Source organism: Citrobacter sp. CK195 (assembly GCF_030333365.1).
In the GTDB taxonomy this organism is placed as follows: Bacteria; Pseudomonadota; Gammaproteobacteria; order Enterobacterales; family Enterobacteriaceae; genus Citrobacter_B; species Citrobacter_B koseri.
Genome location: NZ_JAOWGB010000018.1, coordinates 16,093 through 33,711 on the forward strand (window position 1 = coordinate 16,093; position 17,619 = coordinate 33,711).

The following is a 17,619-nucleotide window of genomic DNA, read 5'->3' on the forward strand; positions in this document are numbered from 1 at the left end:
AGAAGTCGCTGTTCTGAGCTTAACGTCTGTTTAACTGAAACGCTGCATTCTACACTACAACACTGAGGCGAGGAAATGTTCATACAGCAAGGATAGCGGGAACCGGAAACGGCATCGCTTTTCTGATGTAAAACGTCGTAAGGGAAGCATGATGCCCGATGGCGCGAGCTTATCGGGCCTGGGAGGTCTGCTTATCTTTCCCAGGCCGGATCAGGCGAAACCGCCATCCGGCAAAAATATCACGGGTTCGTTTCGGAAGATGGTGTTTCAACACGAACCAGACCGGGAGGAAGAGCAACGTTAAGAATGACCGGCTGCCAGGCCTCGCGTTCAGCCAGTTTACGCGAGTAGCCGCGCGCAATCAGAAAACCCCCGACGCCGCCCAGCACCGCGCCGCTCAACGCGGCAATATCAGAACCAAACAGTACCTGGAACAACGCCGCGAAGATAAACAGCCCAACCAGCGGCGACAGGTAAACCAGCATTGCTGACCCCAGCAGGCTGCCTTCGGCAATGCCCAGTTCCACTTTTTGACCAGGCGCCAGCGGTTCGGCACTTGGCACCACAATGGTATGCGTGGTTTGCGGCCCGAGTTTATTCAGCACGCGACTGCCGCATCCGGCCCGTGAGGCGCAACTGCTGCACGATGCTTTGACGTCGCAGCTCACCAGTGCCTGGCCATTTTGCCAGGAGACAACGGTCGCCCACTCTTTAATCATTGTGCTGCCCCGAACTTAATATTGTCCGCAATGCGTTTCGCGGTTTGCGGCGGAAGTTCGCCGACAATCGTAATTTCAGCGTTTTCACGTACGCTGGTGCTGACCGTTCTGCGCCCGGTTCGCAGCATCTGATCGGTACTGTTCTGCGTCGCGCGATTCACGTTCACAGAGAAACTGAACAGGCCGTCAGAATAGAGGCGTGACTCGATAGGCAGATTATCCATTGTAGGCAGCGGACGTCGGCTGCTGGAGACTTCGCTAAACCCTTGCGGCAGCCACGTCGGGCTCCAGTTGAACTTCGCCTTTTCCCCCACAGGAACAGAGAGCAATGGCGGCAAATTCGCTTTCGCCAGCATCTGCATGCTATTACCAACGTCCTGATTCACGGTGAAGGAAATCACGCGGAACTGCTCCAGCGTTTCACCATCCCGGTCAAGGAGATCCACCCGCATCGGCAGCTTTGTTTCGGTATCCAGCCATACGATATAGCTGTAACGGGTGCCGTCGCGCGCGACAACACGAATGACTTCACACAGCCTGTCGGCAATGCGGGTGCGGCCTACGGAAATAAAGTCATACCAGGGAGAAAGACGTTTAAAGTCGGCATAGATAAGGGACGGCAGAGAATCGACAATATAGTCGCCGTTCAGGGTGAACGGTTCGAGCCCAGGTTCGAAGTAGCTGATTTCGTTACCACGCTGCACCACTTCCCGGCGCGGGCCATCCATTTGCAACAGTTGTGCAAGAGGACGATTGTCCAGGCGTGCATGTCGATAACGCAGAGACTCAACGCCTTGTTTATTGATGCTGACGAATGACAGCTCGTAATTCAGTGACTGGCTGGCCAGATTCATCTGCTGCAATAACGCCCCGGACGCAGTATTGGCCGAGGCGTTAACAGAGAAGAACAGGCTACCCGCCACAAGTGACATGGCAAACCAAAGTTGCTTCATTACTGCGATTGCGTTCCTAAAGTTTGAATTCCTGGCACCTGTACAGCGGCTTGCTGTGTTTGCGCCTGCTCAAACTGAAGCTGTTCGGAGTGCAGTCGGCGTTGCAGTTCGTAATCCTGCAACATGGCATTAATGCGACGACGCTGCTCCTGCACCTGCTGTTGCTGACCGCCGTTAGCCGTCGCGTCAGAAGGTACTCCCAGGCTCACCGGACTGGCTTTGCCCATCATCGGTAATGTATTGAATACCGGCGTTTCGGGCTGCTGGGACGTTTCAGATTGTCCATTATAGTGCTGGACGCCAACAATAACTGCAAGTGATACGCATGCAGCCACACCCATTTGAGTGAGCTGCGCCGCCCACGGACGCATTTTCTGCCAGAATGGCATTTTCTGCCACTGGTGCGGTGCGGGCTGGGCCTCAGGAATCAGCGGCGCCGTCTGGCGTACCGGCTCATTTTCGATGGCGGCCATTACGCGGGCGGAAATATCGAAATGGAGAACGTCAGCGGTATCACCCCGCATGGAATCGCGGATCAGGTGATAACTCTCCCATGTTTTTTGCATTTCCGGGTCGTGAGCCAGTTCTTTCAGCAGCTCACTGTCCAGCGTTTCGCCATCCATTAAAGCGGAAAGTTTTTCTTTCTGCATGCCTAATACCTTTTCCAGTATCCCGCTATCGTCAACGCCTGATAAGCGGTTGAACTTTATTATCAATAGCTTCCCGCGCACGGAAGATACGTGAACGCACCGTACCCACCGGACAATCCATGATAGCGGCTATCTCTTCATAGCTCAGGCCATCCAGCTCCCGCAAGGTTATTGCCATGCGTAAATCCTCGGGGAGGGACTCAATAGTTCGGAAAACTATCTGTCTCAGCTCTTCTGACAACATTAAGTTCTCAGGGTTCGAAATTTCTTTCAATGCGCCGCCACTTTCGAAGTTTTCTGCGTCAATCGCATCAACATCGCTGGAAGGCGGCCTGCGTCCCTGAGCAACCAGGTAATTCTTCGCCGTATTGACGGCAATACGGTACAACCAGGTATAAAAAGCGCTATCCCCCCGGAAAGAATCCAGCGCGCGATAGGCCTTAATAAATGACTCTTGCACCACATCGGGAACATCGCCCGACGGTACATAGCGGGAAACCAGGCTCGCCACTTTATGCTGGTAGCGCACTACCAGTAAGTTAAAGGCTTTCTGATCTCCCTTCTGGACCCGTTCAACCAGGACCTGGTCCGTTAACTGCTCGCTCATCCGAGGTAAAGTCTCCCCAAACCAAATTTCCACGCGCTCTCGAAACGCCACTCCATAAACTGCACTATGAGCAAGCAACAGCTTAGAGTGTCTCTTTTTCGTAAAGTTCCGTTACGCATCTGTTTTTGTTTGTCATGTTGTAGACAGATCATTATCTCTCATTATAAGTCTACAGAGTCTGAACAACGCACTATCTGTATAGAAATGCCCTTTTAGCCGCTTGAAGAGTAACCCAACAGCCACTTTATTTCATCACATAATCTGGCGCTAACGGCCTGCTTCGCAAAATATTTTCTTTGTTTTACTTCCCCTTGAATTTTCCTTTAATGTTTAGCCATTGCAACACATTCAAAAATAAAACGTGCTGTATCGCGCAGTATGGTGCTATGCTGCCCAAACACTGTTTAGTAAATTAAACAAACGCTATGACTACGACTCCTGAACTTTCCTGTGACGTGCTGATTATTGGCAGCGGTGCTGCCGGACTCTCTCTGGCGCTGCGCCTGGCTGAAAAACATCAGGTGATAGTCCTGAGTAAAGGCCCGGTGAGCGAAGGCTCAACGTTTTATGCTCAGGGCGGTATTGCCGCCGTTTTCGACGAGACGGACAGTATCGATTCGCATGTTGAAGATACGCTGATCGCCGGGGCCGGTATTTGCGATCGCCACGCGGTGGAGTTTGTTGCCAGCAATGCCCGCTCTTGCGTACAGTGGCTTATCGATCAGGGTGTATTATTTGACACCCAGGTGCAACCGAACGGGGAAGAGAGCTACCATCTGACCCGTGAAGGCGGCCATAGTCATCGCCGTATCCTGCATGCGGCTGACGCCACTGGTAAAGAAGTGGAAACCACCCTGGTCAGCAAGGCACAGAACCATCCGAATATTCGCGTACTGGAGCGGAGTAACGCCGTCGATCTGATCATCTCCGATAAAATCGGCCTGCCAGGAACACGCCGCGTCGTCGGCGCCTGGATCTGGAATCGGAATAAAGAGTCGGTCGAAACATGCCACGCGAAGTCAGTCGTTCTGGCGACAGGCGGGGCATCGAAAGTGTATCAGTACACCACCAACCCGGATATCTCTTCCGGCGACGGTATCGCGATGGCCTGGCGCGCCGGGTGCCGCGTCGCGAATCTTGAATTTAATCAGTTCCACCCTACCGCGCTGTATCATCCTCAGGCACGAAACTTTCTGCTGACGGAAGCGCTGCGTGGCGAAGGGGCGCATCTCAAACGCCCGGACGGCACGCGCTTTATGCCTGATTTTGATGAGCGTGGCGAACTGGCTCCGCGCGATATCGTCGCTCGCGCCATTGACCACGAAATGAAGCGTCTCGGCGCAGACTGCATGTTCCTCGACATCAGCCATAAACCGGAAGCATTTGTGCGTCAGCACTTCCCAATGATTTATGAAAAATTGCTGGGGTTGGGAATCGATCTGACTAAAGAGCCGGTTCCGGTCGTACCTGCCGCCCACTACACCTGCGGCGGCGTGATGGTCGACGATTTTGGCCGAACCGATGTGGACGGTCTGTATGCCATTGGCGAAGTAAGCTATACCGGCCTGCACGGCGCGAATCGCATGGCGTCCAATTCCCTGTTGGAGTGTCTGGTGTATGGCTGGTCAGCGGCAGAGGATATCGACAGACGTATGCCGTATGCCCGTAGCGTTAGTACGCTTCCGGCCTGGGATGAAAGTCGCGTTGAAAACCCGGATGAGCTGGTCGTGATCCAGCATAACTGGCATGAGCTACGTCTGTTTATGTGGGACTATGTCGGCATTGTGCGCACCACCAAACGTCTGGAGCGCGCCCTGCGACGCATTACGATGCTGCAACAGGAAATCGACGAATATTACGCTAACTTCCGCGTATCGAATAATCTGCTGGAGCTGCGCAACCTGGTGCAGGTCGCGGAACTGATTGTGCGTTGCGCGATGATGCGTAAAGAGAGCCGTGGCCTGCACTATACGCTGGATTACCCCGCATTGCTGCCGGAATCCGGCCCGTCGGTGCTTTCGCCGCTCAACGCTTACATGAACAAATAAAACGCCTGGGTCAGCGCCGTGTACCCTTCAGAGTAAAGCTGGTCTGGCCCACGAATCACCAGGCGATCGCTAAAGCATTCCCCCGTTCGCGGGGAAAATGCCAACAGTACCCGATGAGGCAATCGCGACTCCGTTTCGGCTACGTCGGTACGTAAACGCAAATGCCAGCCCATGCTTAACGCCTGCTGCGTGAAGATGTTGCCAGTCTGTTCCGGCAGCACCACACAGAAAAATCCCTCTTCCGTAATACATTCAGCCGCGGTGGTAAGTAATGCTTCGTGATCGAGCGTGGTGGTATAACGCGCCTGCTCTCGCTGCGGCGTTGCGCATTCCACCCCTTGTTCATAATAAGGCGGGTTGCTGATGATAAGATCAAAGCGCGCGGTCTGGCGCGGCACCCACTGCCGGACATCTTCCGTATGCACCGTTATCCGCTGCGGCCACGGTGAGTGGGCGATATTCTCCTGCGCCTGCGTCGCCGCTTCGCTGTCCAGTTCAACGGCATCAATGGTGACGCTTTTGTCGGTACGCTGCGCCAGCATCAGTGCCAGCAGACCGCTGCCGGTACCAATATCGAGGATCCGCGTTACGCCTGCGACTGGTGCCCATGCTCCCAATAAAATACCATCAGTACCGACTTTCATCGCGCAGCGATCGTGCGCCACAAAAAACTGCTTAAAGGTAAATCCATTACGACGAAGTGTGGATGTAGACTGGGACATGAAAGAACAACCTTCCTGGAAAAACGGCAATCGCGTAGGGTGAAAACAATACCTGAGAAGCGATATCCATACAAACAGATGAAGATTGCAGCCGTAACGTCTATAATCAGCGCCCCACACAGAGGTAGAACATGACTGTAACGACTTTTTCCGAACTTGAACTCGATGAAAGCCTGCTGGATGCCCTCCAGGATAAAGGCTTTACTCGCCCGACCGCCATTCAGGCTGCCGCCATTCCGCCTGCGCTCGATGGGCGTGATGTACTCGGTTCTGCGCCGACAGGCACCGGTAAAACGGCGGCATACCTGCTGCCAGCGTTGCAGCACCTGCTCGACTTCCCGCGTAAAAAATCCGGTCCGCCGCGTATTCTGATCCTTACGCCGACCCGCGAACTGGCGATGCAGGTTGCCGATCACGCCCGTGAACTGGCGAAACACACCCATCTGGATATTGCGACAATCACCGGCGGCGTGGCTTATATGAACCATGCCGAGGTGTTCAGCGAGAACCAGGATATTGTGGTCGCCACCACGGGTCGCCTGCTGCAATATATTAAAGAAGAAAACTTTGACTGCCGCGCGGTTGAAACGCTGATTCTTGATGAAGCCGACCGTATGCTGGACATGGGCTTCGCCCAGGATATCGAGCATATCGCAGGTGAAACCCGCTGGCGCAAACAGACCATGCTGTTCTCCGCTACGCTGGAAGGCGGCGCAATTAACGATTTTGCTGAACGTCTGCTGGAAGATCCGGTCGAGGTCTCAGCAACCCCGTCTACCCGCGAACGCAAAAAGATTCATCAATGGTACTACCGTGCTGATGATATTCAGCACAAAACCGCTTTGCTGGTACACCTGTTAAAACAACCTGAAGCCACCCGTTCTATCGTCTTCGTACGTAAACGTGAGCGTGTACATGAGCTGGCAGGCTGGCTGCGCGAAGCAGGCATCAATAACTGCTATCTCGAAGGCGAGATGGTACAGGGTAAGCGTAACGAAGCGATCAAACGTCTGACCGATGGCCGCGTGAACGTGCTGATCGCGACCGACGTCGCCGCTCGCGGGATTGATATCCCTGATGTAAGCCATGTTTTTAACTTCGATATGCCACGCAGCAGCGATACCTATCTGCACCGTATCGGCCGTACCGGACGTGCAGGACGTAAAGGAACGGCGATTTCCCTGGTAGAAGCGCATGACCATCTGCTGCTGGGAAAAGTGGGTCGCTATATTGAAGAGACGCTGAAAGCGCGCGTCATTGATGAATTGCGTCCAACCACTCGTGCGCCGAGCGAAAAACTGACCGGCAAGCCATCCAAGAAAGTGCTGGCTAAACGTGCTGAGAAGAAAAAACAAGAAAAAGAGAAGCCGCGCGTGAAGAAACGTCACCGTGATACCAAAAACATTGGTAAACGCCGCAAGCCTGCTGGTACGGGTACGGACGCGCAGAAGCAGTCCAACGAAGAGTAAAAAAAACGCCGGGGCTAACCCGGCGTTTTTATGTTATCAGTCAGCCTTACAGGCTTTCAGTAAAGGTACGAGCGATAACGTCGCGCTGCTGTTCCGGCGTCAGGGAGTTAAAACGCACGGCATAGCCAGAAACACGGATGGTCAGTTGCGGATATTTTTCCGGGTGCTTAACGGCATCTTCCAGCGTTTCGCGACGCAGAACGTTAACGTTCAGGTGCTGACCGCCTTCAACGCGAACTTCCGGTTTTACTTCCATCGGAATTTCACGGTATTCGATTTCACCCAGTTTGTTCACTGCAACCACTTCATCTTCGGCAAAACCGGCTTTCGCCGCGATGCAACGTGCTTCGCCTTTTTCGCTGTCCAGCAACCAGAAAGAATTCAGCAGGTCGTCGTTAGCGGCTTTAGTAATCTGGATACCTGTAATCATGTGATGCCTCCCCGGCAAAAGTGTTTGATTATGATCGGCCTGTTCGCGGCCAATTGGTAAAACCATTGTTGCTTGAGTGTATATATACCCCTCACACACCCTTGATTCTTTGATTTAAATCAATAAAAACCACACCACAAAGAGGGTGTTGCATGGAATTTATTGTTTTACATCAACTTACGCCACGTCCACACATAAACTTTTTACATAAATTTTCAACTATCTTTAAGGGGTAGCCGGGTTTGTGACACACGCGATTTTGCACCATAGAAAGAAGCAGTTAAGCTATGCAAATTGAAAAATTCGCAGGAGAGCGAGATGGCCACCGATTTAACCTGGCACGATGTGCTGGCAGATGAGAAGCAGCAGCCCTATTTTGTTAACACACTCCATACCGTTGCGGGCGAACGTCAGTCAGGAATGACAGTCTATCCTCCACAGAAGGATGTATTTAACGCGTTTCGCTTCACTGAACTCGGTGATGTCAAAGTGGTGATTCTGGGGCAAGACCCTTATCACGGCCCTGGGCAGGCGCATGGTCTGGCGTTTTCTGTTCGTCCGGGTATTGCCACACCGCCTTCTCTGCTGAACATGTATAAAGAACTGGAAACGTCCATACCGGGCTTTACCCGCCCTGCTCATGGGTATCTGGAGAGCTGGGCGCGTCAGGGGGTATTGTTATTAAATACCGTGCTGACCGTCCGCGCAGGCCAGGCGCATTCTCACGCCAGTCTGGGATGGGAAACCTTTACAGACAAAGTGATCAGCCTTGTTAACGAACATCGTGAAGGGGTCGTCTTTTTACTCTGGGGTTCGCACGCACAAAAGAAAGGGGCGATTATCGATCGCCAGCGCCATTACGTGTTGAGAGCGCCGCATCCGTCGCCGTTGTCGGCACATCGGGGATTCTTTGGCTGTAACCATTTTGTATTGGCGAATCAATGGCTGGAGCAGCACGGCGAGAAGCCGATTGACTGGATGCCGGTATTACCGGCAGAGAGCGAATAAGTTTTTGCTTTGCGCCGGGTGGCGGCTTCGCCTTACCCGGCCTACGAATCATTACCGTAGGCCCGGATAAGCGCAGCGCCATCAGGCGTTTACGCCGAGTACCCGGCCTACGAATCATTGCCGTAGGCCTGATAAGCGCAGCGCCATCAGGCACTTACGCCGAGTACCCGGCCTACAAATCATTGCCGTAGGCCTGATAAGCGCAGCACCATCAGGCACTTACACCTGATTATGCTTTATTCTGACGCCACCATTCGCCCAGCAATACGCCGGTTGCGACAGAGACGTTGAGGTTTTCAACATTTCCGGTGCCATCAATTTTCACGCACAGATCGCCAGGTTCACGCGCTGCTTCCGGCAGGGACTCCAGCTCACGCCCTAACACCAGCACCATTCTCGCTGGCAGCGCCGTACTAAACAACGGTTTGCCCTGATCGCTGGACGTGGTGACGATCGTATAACCCGCCTGACGGAAATCATCCAGCACATCCACAATGCTGTCGCCCGTGATCGGCTGAACATGCTCCGCGCCGCCTTCTGCCGTACGGATCGCCGCACCGGATTCAAGAAGCGCCGCGTCCTGTACCACCACGCCTTTTACGCCAAAGTGCGCACAGCTACGCATCATGCCGCCAAGGTTGTGCGGGTTAGCCACATCTTCCAGCGCCAGCACGCAATCCTGCGCGTCCGCCTGGCTTACCCACTGCTTAACGGTCGTACCGTTACGCTTTTTAATCAGGAAACAAACGCCGCCGTGGTGCTCAGTTCCAGAGGCTTTCGCCAGTTCAGCTTCATCCACAACATGGTACGCTTTGCGGTTAGCCGCCATCCAGCGTAACGCTTCTTTAAAGCGAGGGGTCACGCTCTGAATGAACCATGCGCGGACAATCGCATCCGGGCGACTCTGGAACAGGGCTTGACAGGCGTTTTCGCCGTAGACACGGGTCTCTTCCGCACGCTGGCGACGTAAAACTTCAGGGTCGATAAAACTTTTACCGCTGATTCCACCGTGATCGGCTTTCTCAGGCGTTTCATCGCCTGGCGCACGGGAAACGGTACGCCACGGTGAGTCTTCACGCTTACGATCGCGAATCTGACCGCTTCTTTCATCACGAGCATCGCGGGCGGGGCGACGGCCACCGTCAGTACGAGACTTTCCTGGACGACCTCCCCCTTTCCCGGTACGCGGGTTATGGGTGCGTTTATCAGAGTCATCATCACTGCGGACATACATCACTTTGACCTTGCCGCTTTTGTTCTTTAATTCATCGTTCATGCTTTTCTCCACCAGCGCTGCGCGAAGCGCGAAGATTACCCGATGTGCACCCGGTTAGCCATTATTTCATTTAAAAGCTAATGACTATTGTACTCATTGAATAAAACACATTGTTGTTTAAAACAGTCTCATCGATAATATGTAACATATTGGAAACATATCGGCGTAATTGCCGGAAAAGTCTACCCTACTCATCCAGAGGTTAGTTATGAATACCGTTTGTACCAGCTGCCAGGCAATCAACCGCATTCCCGATGATCGTATTCAGGATGCGGCAAAATGTGGACGCTGTGGTCACGACCTGTTCGATGGAGAGGTGATTAATGCGACCGGTGAAACGCTGGATAAGCTGCTGAAAGACGATCTCCCTGTGGTGGTCGATTTCTGGGCGCCGTGGTGCGGCCCATGCCGTAACTTTGCCCCGATTTTTGAAGATGTCGCGGAAGAGCGCAGCGGTAAGGTGCGTTTTGTGAAAGTTAACACAGAAGCGGAACGTGAACTCAGCGCCCGTTTCGGTATCCGCAGCATCCCGACCATCATGATCTTTAAGAACGGCGAAGTCATCGACATGTTAAATGGCGCAGTTCCTAAAGCACCATTCGACAGCTGGCTGAACGAATCGCTGTAATCTCCACGGGGCGCATCTTGTGCCCCGTTTTCACCTCTGCGACAATAGCGTTTTTCACTGTATTCTTCCATGACTGATAACGCTGTTCTCCAGTTACGCGCCGAACGCCTCACACGCGCCACGCGTCCTTTTCTTGCCAGAGGAAACCGCATTCGTCGCTGTCAGCGCTGTCTGCTCCCGTTGAAACTCTGCCTGTGCGATACCCTCTCACCTTCTCAGGCGACAAGCCGTTTTTGTCTGGTGATGTTTGATACCGAGCCAATGAAACCCAGCAATACGGGGCGTCTGATTGCCGATATTCTGCCGGAAACAACAGCCTTTCAATGGTCGCGTACCGAACCGCCGCAGGCGCTGCTCGATCTGGTTAACAACCCGGATTATCAGCCGATGGTCGTATTCCCCGCCTCCTATGCCGGGGAAGAACGCGAGGTCATTTTCACGCCACCAGCCGGAAAACCGCCGCTGTTTATCATGCTCGACGGCACCTGGCCGGAAGCGCGCAAAATGTTCCGTAAAAGCCCTTATCTCGATAACCTGCCGGTTATTTCCGTTGATTTATCGCGTCTTTCCGCCTATCACCTGCGAGAAGTTCATGCCGAAGGGCAGTATTGCACTGCCGAAGTGGCAATAGCGCTGCTGGATCTGGCGGGCGACACGGCCGCGGCAACCCATTTAGGCGATCACTTCTCACGCTTTAAAACGCGCTATCTGGCAGGAAAAACGCAACATCAGGGAAGCGTCACAACAGAAACAGCAGAAAGCGTTTAAAATCATTCGGTCACTTCTGCGTAAGGGAGACCGGCATGAGTCAGAGAGGACTGGAAGCACTACTGCGACCAAAATCGATAGCGGTGCTAGGGGCGTCGATGAAGCCCAATCGCGCAGGTTACCTGATGATGCGTAACCTGCTGGCTGGAGGCTTTAATGGCCCGGTATTACCTGTAACGCCCGCATGGAAAGCCGTCTTAGGCGTCCTGGCCTGGCCCGACGTCGCCAGTTTGCCTTTTACACCGGATCTCGCCGTTCTGTGCACCAACGCCAGCCGTAATATCGCGTTGCTGGAGGCGCTGGGGGAAAAAGGCTGTAAAACCTGCATTATTTTGTCGGCGCCCGCAGCGCAGCACGCTGAACTTCTGGCATGTGCCCAACGCTATAAAATGCGACTACTCGGCCCAAATAGCCTGGGTTTACTCGCCCCCTGGCAAGGGCTTAACGCCAGTTTCTCTCCGGTTCCGATCAAGCGTGGAAAACTCGCGTTTATTTCGCAATCCGCCGCCGTCTCCAATACGATTCTCGACTGGGCGCAACAGCGGGAGATGGGCTTTTCTTATTTTATCGCGCTTGGCGACAGTCTGGACATTGATGTTGATGAATTGCTGGATTATCTGGCGCGCGACAGTAAAACCAGCGCCATTTTGCTCTATCTCGAACATCTGAGCGACGCGCGACGCTTTGTCTCCGCCGCCCGTAGCGCATCGCGAAATAAACCCATTCTGGTGATTAAAAGCGGTCGCAGCCCAGCGGCGCAACGTTTGTTAAATACCAGTGTCGGCATGGACCCGGCATGGGATGCCGCCATCCAGCGTGCGGGGCTTTTACGCGTGCAGGATACTCACGAACTCTTTTCGGCGGTCGAAACGCTGAGCCATATGCGGCCATTACGTGGCGACAGGTTGATGATCATCAGCAATGGCGCTGCGCCCGCCGCGCTGGCGCTGGATGAGCTGTGGTCGCGCAACGGCAAGCTCGCCACCCTGAGCGAAGAGACCCGACTTAAGCTAAGCGAAGCACTACCTGCTCACGTCGATATCGCCAACCCGCTGGATTTGCGTGATGATGCCAGCTGTGAACACTACGTCAAAACGCTGAATATCTTACTCGCCAGCCAGGATTTTGATGCGCTGATGGTGATCCACTCACCCAGCGCCGCCGCACCAGGTACCGAGAGCGCACACGCGCTCATTGAAGCGGTAAAACATCATCCCAGAGGGAAATTCGTCACCTTACTCACCAACTGGTGCGGCGAGTTTTCCTCTCAGGAAGCCCGCAAAATGTTCAGTGAAGCGGGATTACCTACCTATCGAACACCGGAAGGCACCATCACTGCCTTTATGCACATGGTGGAATACCGGCGTAACCAGAAGCAATTACGGGAAACCCCGGTGTTGCCGGGCAACCTGACCTCAGACACGGCTCAAGCGCATAACCTGTTACAGCAGGCGATTGCAGAGGGTGCAACGTCGCTGGATACCCATGAAGTTCAGCCTATCTTGCAGGCGTATGGGTTACACACGCTTCCTACCTGGATTGCTGGCGACAGCGCGGAAGCAGTGCATATCGCCGAGCAAATTGGCTACCCGGTAGCGTTAAAACTGCGTTCGCCGGATATTCCGCATAAATCGGAAGTTCAGGGGGTAATGCTCTATCTGCGCACGGCAACGGAAGTTCAGCAAGCCGCGAATGCCATTTTCGATCGTGTAAAAATGGCCTGGCCTCAGGCGCGCATTCACGGTCTGTTAGTCCAGAGTATGGCGAACCGTGCCGGCGCGCAGGAACTTCGCGTCGTCGTCGAACACGACCCGGTCTTTGGGCCGCTGATTATGCTTGGCGAAGGCGGCGTAGAGTGGCGACCCGAAGAGCAGGCCGTCGTCGCGCTGCCGCCGTTAAACATGAATCTGGCGCGCTATTTGGTTATTCAGGGAATCAAAAGTAAAAAAATTCGTGGCCGGAGCGCGCTACGCCCGCTGGATATCACAGGGTTAAGCCAGCTGCTGGTACAGGTCTCGAACCTGATTGTCGATTGCCCGGAAATTCAGCGTCTGGATATCCATCCCCTGCTGGCTTCTGCTGGCGAGTTTACTGCGCTGGACGTCACGCTGGATATCGCCCCTTATGATGGCGACAACGAGAGCCGACTCGCTATTCGCCCCTATCCGCAGCAGCTTGAAGAGTGGGTTGAGATGAAAAACGGCGAACGTTGCCTGTTTCGCCCTATCCTGCCGGAAGATGAGCCTTATCTACAGCAGTTCATTTCTCAGGTGACAAAAGAGGATTTGTATTACCGTTATTTTAGCGAGATCAATGAATTTACTCATGAAGATTTAGCCAACATGACGCAGATCGACTACGATCGGGAAATGGCATTTGTTGCCGTGCGCCGTATTGATCAAACTGAAGAGATCCTCGGGGTAACGCGCGCGATCTCCGACCCGGATAACCTTGATGCGGAATTTGCCGTGCTGGTTCGCTCAGATCTCAAAGGGTTAGGATTAGGCCGGCGATTAATGGAAAAATTGATTGCTTATACCCGAGATCACGGACTGAGACGTCTGAATGGCATTACGATGCCAAACAATCGCGGCATGGTGGCACTGGCCCGAAAGCTCGGGTTTGATGTTGATATCCAGCTCGAAGAGGGGATTGTTGGGCTGACGCTGAATCTGGCCCAATACGAGGAATCGTGAGTAAGGTACTGGAAATGTTGACCACTTTAACGGGTACTGGTGTTATCATTGCTCGCTTATGTCGTCTGCATAGCACAGAGGACCCTTCAATGAACAGAGAAGAAATGCACTGTGATGTTGTCAAAATTTAAGCGTAATAAACATCAACAACACCTTGCCCAACTACCTAAGATCTCTCAGCCAGTTGATGATGTAGATTTCTTTTATGCTCCCGCTAATTTCAGGGAGACTCTGCTGGAGAAGATAGCCAGCGCGACGCAGCGTATTTGCATTATTGCCCTGTATCTTGAACAGGATGACGGCGGCAAGGGCATACTCGACGCGCTCTATGAGGCTAAACGGCAGCGTCCTGAGCTGGATGTTCGGGTACTTGTCGACTGGCACCGCGCTCAGCGTGGACGTATTGGCGCAGCCGCGTCTAATACCAACGCTGACTGGTATTGCCGAATGGCGCAAGAAAACCCAGGCATCGATATTCCTGTCTACGGCGTGCCGATTAACACGCGTGAAGCGCTTGGCGTACTGCATTTTAAAGGCTTTATCATTGATGATAGCGTCCTTTACAGCGGCGCCAGCCTGAACGACGTCTATCTGCATCAGCATGATAAATATCGTTATGATCGTTACCAGTTGATTCGTAATGCAAAGATGGCCGACATCATGTATGAGTGGGTCACGCAGAATCTGCTTAACGGTCGCGGCGTAAATCGCCTGGACAGTGCCCAGCGTCCGAAAAGCCCGGAGATTAAAAACGACATTCGTTTGTATCGCCAGGAATTGCGCGATGCGTCATACCATTTCCAGGGCGATGCCGACAACGAGCAACTTTCCGTTACGCCACTGGTTGGGCTGGGAAAATCGAGCCTGCTGAACAAGACCATTTTCCATCTTATGCCCTGTGCAGAGCATAAGCTCACAATTTGCACACCTTATTTCAACTTGCCTGCGCTGCTGGTTCGCAACATCATCCAACTGCTGCGCGAAGGGAAAAAGGTTGAGATTATCGTGGGTGATAAAACCGCCAACGACTTTTATATCCCTGAGGATGAACCGTTTAAAATCATCGGCGCGCTTCCCTATCTCTACGAGATTAACCTGCGTCGCTTCCTCAGCCGCTTGCAGTATTACGTCAACACCGATCAGCTCGTAGTGCGTTTGTGGAAAGATGACGACAATACTTATCACCTGAAAGGAATGTGGGTTGATGATAAGTGGATGCTGCTCACCGGGAACAACCTTAACCCGCGAGCATGGCGTCTGGATCTGGAAAACGCAATTCTGATTCACGATCCAAAACAGGAACTTGCTCCCCAGAGAGAGAAAGAGCTGGAGCTTATCCGCACTCACACCACGGTTGTTAAGCATTACCGCGATCTACAAAGCATCGCTGACTATCCGGTTAAAGTCCGTAAACTCATCCGCAGACTCCGTCGTATTCGAATCGACAGATTAATCAGCCGTATTCTGTAAATCAAAAAGCCCCGTCCCTGCGACGGGGTTTTTCCTGTGAGGGTCACGGTGCGTTTCCTTATACTTTTTGGCATGTTGTTGCTCTCAGGCTGTAGCCATATGTCTAATGACAGCTGGAGCGGGCAGGATAAAGCGCAACACTTCATTGCATCAGCCATGCTTTCCGCCGCCGGGAATGAGTATGCCCGGCATCAGGGAATGAGCCGCGATCGCAGTGCAACCGTTGGGCTGCTGTTCTCCATTAGTCTCGGTGCGTCAAAAGAGATGTGGGACAGCCGCCCCGGAGGGAGCGGCTGGAGCTGGAAAGACTTCGCCTGGGATGTTGCAGGCGCAACCACAGGTTACGCCGTCTGGCAAATGGCGCGGAACTAGAGACGTAACCCTTTTCCCTTGCGGTGCAGCATCAGCGACACCAGAAATGCCACGATAGCCATAATGGTCACATACCAGAAGAATGATGTCTCCATACCAACGGACTTCAGAGACAGCGCAACATATTCCGCAGAGCCGCCGAACAGCGCATTCGCCACCGCATAGGAAAGCCCTACCCCCAATGCCCGCACCTGGGCAGGAAACATTTCCGCCTTCAGGATCCCACTGATTGAGGTGTAGAAACTCACGATCAACAGGGCGCACATCACCAACCCAAAGGCTGCGTAAGGTGAAGTGACATTCTGTAATGCTGACAGAATAGGTACGGTAAATAGCGCAGCCAGAGCGCCAAAGCAGAGCATTGATGTCCGTCGGCCGATTTTATCTGAAAGAGCGCCAAACAGGGGTTGAATTAGCATGTAGACAAACAGCGCCGCCGTCATGATTCCGCTGGCGACATTGGCATGCATACCGGCGGTATTCACCAGATACTTCTGCATATAGGTTGTGAAGGTATAGAAACACAGCGAACCCGCAGCGGTAAATCCCAGTACCATGATAAACGCTTTACGGTTACGCCATAGTCCTTTGAGCGATCCAGCCTCTTTCAGCGCGCGGGTTTCTTGTTTTGAGGTTTCATCCAACTGTCGACGCAACCAAAGCGCGACAACGGCCAGTACGGCGCCCAATGCAAAAGGAATACGCCATCCCCATTCTCTGAGGGAAGATTCCTCCAGCGTTTGCTGCAAGATAACCACAACCAGCAGTGCCAGTAACTGACCACCGATCAGAGTGACATACTGGAACGATGCGTAAAAACCTTTGCGGCCTTCAACAGCTACCTCACTCATATAGGTCGCACTGGTTCCGTATTCTCCTCCAACAGACAGCCCCTGAAACAGACGAGCCAACAGCAGAAGAGCCGGAGCCCAGGTGCCGATCGTGGCATACCCCGGCAGGCAGGCAATGACTAACGAGCCCATACACATCATGCAAACAGAGAGAAGCATTGATTTCTTACGACCATGCTTATCGGCAATCCGACCAAAAAGCCAGCCGCCAATGGGACGCATCAGGAAGCCTGCGGCGAAAACCCCGGCGGTCTGTAAAAGCTGAGTGGTGGTATTTCCCGAAGGAAAAAAGATGTGCGCAAAGTAGAGAGAGCAGAAGGAATAGACATAGAAATCAAACCACTCGACCAGATTCCCTGATGATGCCCCCACAATTGCCCATACGCGACGACGGGTGTCGCTGCTTGCCAGCGACCCGTTTACAGTTACACTGCTTTCAGTCATTAGAAATATACTCCCGCCAAAGATCCACCCGAGCTCGTCGGTACTTTTCACTGTCTTTTTTAGTGAATGAAATGTTATATAATTGTTATTATTTATTTTGTGACAGAGATCGATATTTTAGTTAGCAGGAAAACGATTTAGGAATATACGGAGGGAATAGTCATCCGGCAGAACAGCGCATATATGCCGGATGGCGGTGTGAACACCTTATCCGGCCTACAAAAACATCCCGGGTATTTTGCACACAGTCTGTAGACCGGATAAGGCGCAGCCGACATCCGGCTGCACCCGGACGCATGAACGCAAAAAGGCCATCCCTCAGGATGGCCTCTTCACTTTAATTAATGCCTGGCAGTTCCCTACTCTCGCATGGGGAGACCCCACACTACCATCGGCGCTACGGCGTTTCACTTCTGAGTTCGGCATGGGGTCAGGTGGGACCACCGCGCTACGGCCGCCAGGCAAATTCTGTTCGTCTAATGCCTCTCGCATTAAACTCTAATCTGTA

At 53.1% G+C, this 17,619-nt stretch carries 17 protein-coding genes and 1 rRNA gene; 8 read left to right on the forward strand and 10 right to left on the reverse strand.

Annotated elements, in window-relative coordinates:
- Positions 1-239 precede the first annotated feature (239 nt).
- From rseC to rseD, 5 genes are read right to left on the reverse strand one after another with little or no spacing between them, the layout of a single operon-like run.
- Positions 240-719: a SoxR-reducing system protein RseC gene (rseC, locus tag OGX93_RS02465; RefSeq protein ID WP_012131211.1), complete on the reverse strand. Its 480-nt coding sequence runs from the start codon at positions 717-719 to the stop codon at positions 240-242.
- Positions 716-1,672 (reverse strand): sigma-E factor regulatory protein RseB, encoded by a 957-nt coding sequence (gene rseB / locus OGX93_RS02470; RefSeq protein ID WP_047461939.1) that lies wholly within the window; start codon positions 1,670-1,672, stop codon positions 716-718. The genes rseC and rseB overlap by 4 nt, the downstream gene beginning before the upstream one ends.
- Positions 1,672-2,322 carry an anti-sigma-E factor RseA gene (rseA, locus tag OGX93_RS02475; RefSeq protein WP_047461936.1) on the reverse strand — a complete coding sequence of 217 codons (651 nt, stop codon included), beginning with the start codon at positions 2,320-2,322 and terminating at the stop codon, positions 1,672-1,674. Before rseA ends, rseB begins: the two co-directional genes overlap by 1 nt.
- Positions 2,323-2,353: 31 nt before the next feature.
- Positions 2,354-2,929 (reverse strand): RNA polymerase sigma factor RpoE, encoded by a 576-nt coding sequence (gene rpoE, locus OGX93_RS02480; protein ID WP_006176728.1) that lies wholly within the window; start codon positions 2,927-2,929, stop codon positions 2,354-2,356.
- Complete coding sequence (gene rseD, locus OGX93_RS02485) at positions 2,926-3,081, reverse strand: rpoE leader peptide RseD (RefSeq protein ID WP_123907454.1); 156 nt, start codon at positions 3,079-3,081, stop codon at positions 2,926-2,928. Before rseD ends, rpoE begins: the two co-directional genes overlap by 4 nt.
- A 273-nt stretch (positions 3,082-3,354) precedes the next feature.
- Here rseD and nadB point away from each other — a divergent pair, with 273 nt between their 5' ends.
- Positions 3,355-4,977, forward strand: a complete 1,623-nt coding sequence (nadB, locus tag OGX93_RS02490) for an L-aspartate oxidase (protein WP_049009471.1) — start codon at positions 3,355-3,357, stop codon at positions 4,975-4,977.
- Here nadB and trmN read toward each other — a convergent pair.
- Positions 4,962-5,699 carry a tRNA(1)(Val) (adenine(37)-N(6))-methyltransferase TrmN gene (trmN, locus tag OGX93_RS02495; protein WP_286449322.1) on the reverse strand — a complete coding sequence of 246 codons (738 nt, stop codon included), beginning with the start codon at positions 5,697-5,699 and terminating at the stop codon, positions 4,962-4,964. The genes nadB and trmN overlap by 16 nt on opposite strands.
- A gap of 131 nt (positions 5,700-5,830) precedes the next feature.
- Here trmN and srmB point away from each other — a divergent pair, with 131 nt between their 5' ends.
- Entirely contained in the window at positions 5,831-7,168 is a 1,338-nt protein-coding gene (gene srmB / locus OGX93_RS02500) for an ATP-dependent RNA helicase SrmB (protein WP_012131206.1), read from the forward strand.
- Between the two features lie 46 nt (positions 7,169-7,214).
- On the opposite strand, the gene grcA is transcribed toward srmB, so the two are convergent.
- The gene (grcA, locus tag OGX93_RS02505; RefSeq protein ID WP_012131205.1) at positions 7,215-7,598 is read right to left on the reverse strand and encodes an autonomous glycyl radical cofactor GrcA; all 384 of its coding nucleotides are present in this window, start codon (positions 7,596-7,598) and stop codon (positions 7,215-7,217) included.
- Positions 7,599-7,916: 318 nt separating this feature from the next.
- Between grcA and ung the strand changes: the two genes are divergently transcribed.
- Positions 7,917-8,606, forward strand: coding sequence for a uracil-DNA glycosylase (gene ung, locus OGX93_RS02510; protein WP_047461918.1), 690 nt, complete (start codon positions 7,917-7,919; stop codon positions 8,604-8,606).
- A 229-nt stretch (positions 8,607-8,835) separates the two neighbouring features.
- Here ung and OGX93_RS02515 read toward each other — a convergent pair whose 3' ends face one another.
- The gene (locus OGX93_RS02515) at positions 8,836-9,882 is read right to left on the reverse strand and encodes a tRNA/rRNA methyltransferase (protein ID WP_286449324.1); all 1,047 of its coding nucleotides are present in this window, start codon (positions 9,880-9,882) and stop codon (positions 8,836-8,838) included.
- Between the two features lie 208 nt (positions 9,883-10,090).
- Between OGX93_RS02515 and trxC the strand changes: the two genes are divergently transcribed.
- The 5 genes from trxC to OGX93_RS02545 all read left to right on the forward strand — a co-directional run bounded on the left by trxC (position 10,091) and on the right by OGX93_RS02545 (position 15,816).
- Complete coding sequence (trxC, locus tag OGX93_RS02520) at positions 10,091-10,510, forward strand: thioredoxin TrxC (RefSeq protein ID WP_047461913.1); 420 nt, start codon at positions 10,091-10,093, stop codon at positions 10,508-10,510.
- A 69-nt stretch (positions 10,511-10,579) separates the two neighbouring features.
- Positions 10,580-11,278: a tRNA-uridine aminocarboxypropyltransferase gene (gene tapT, locus OGX93_RS02525; RefSeq protein WP_047461910.1), complete on the forward strand. Its 699-nt coding sequence runs from the start codon at positions 10,580-10,582 to the stop codon at positions 11,276-11,278.
- Between the two features lie 35 nt (positions 11,279-11,313).
- Positions 11,314-13,974, forward strand: coding sequence for a bifunctional acetate--CoA ligase family protein/GNAT family N-acetyltransferase (locus OGX93_RS02530; RefSeq protein ID WP_198448675.1), 2,661 nt, complete (start codon positions 11,314-11,316; stop codon positions 13,972-13,974).
- A 114-nt stretch (positions 13,975-14,088) separates the two neighbouring features.
- Positions 14,089-15,444, forward strand: a complete 1,356-nt coding sequence (gene pssA / locus OGX93_RS02540) for a CDP-diacylglycerol--serine O-phosphatidyltransferase (RefSeq protein ID WP_012131199.1) — start codon at positions 14,089-14,091, stop codon at positions 15,442-15,444.
- Between the two features lie 48 nt (positions 15,445-15,492).
- On the forward strand, positions 15,493-15,816 hold the full coding sequence (locus OGX93_RS02545) for a YfiM family lipoprotein (protein ID WP_115626777.1): 324 nt from the start codon (positions 15,493-15,495) through the stop codon (positions 15,814-15,816).
- Here the strand turns inward: OGX93_RS02545 and OGX93_RS02550 are convergent.
- Together OGX93_RS02550 and rrf are read right to left on the reverse strand one after the other, a co-directional pair.
- Entirely contained in the window at positions 15,813-17,111 is a 1,299-nt protein-coding gene (locus OGX93_RS02550) for an MFS transporter (RefSeq protein WP_047461905.1), read from the reverse strand. The genes OGX93_RS02545 and OGX93_RS02550 overlap by 4 nt on opposite strands.
- Before the next feature lie 346 nt (positions 17,112-17,457).
- Positions 17,458-17,573: ribosomal RNA gene (gene rrf / locus OGX93_RS02555) — 5S ribosomal RNA — on the reverse strand.
- Positions 17,574-17,619 lie beyond the last annotated feature (46 nt).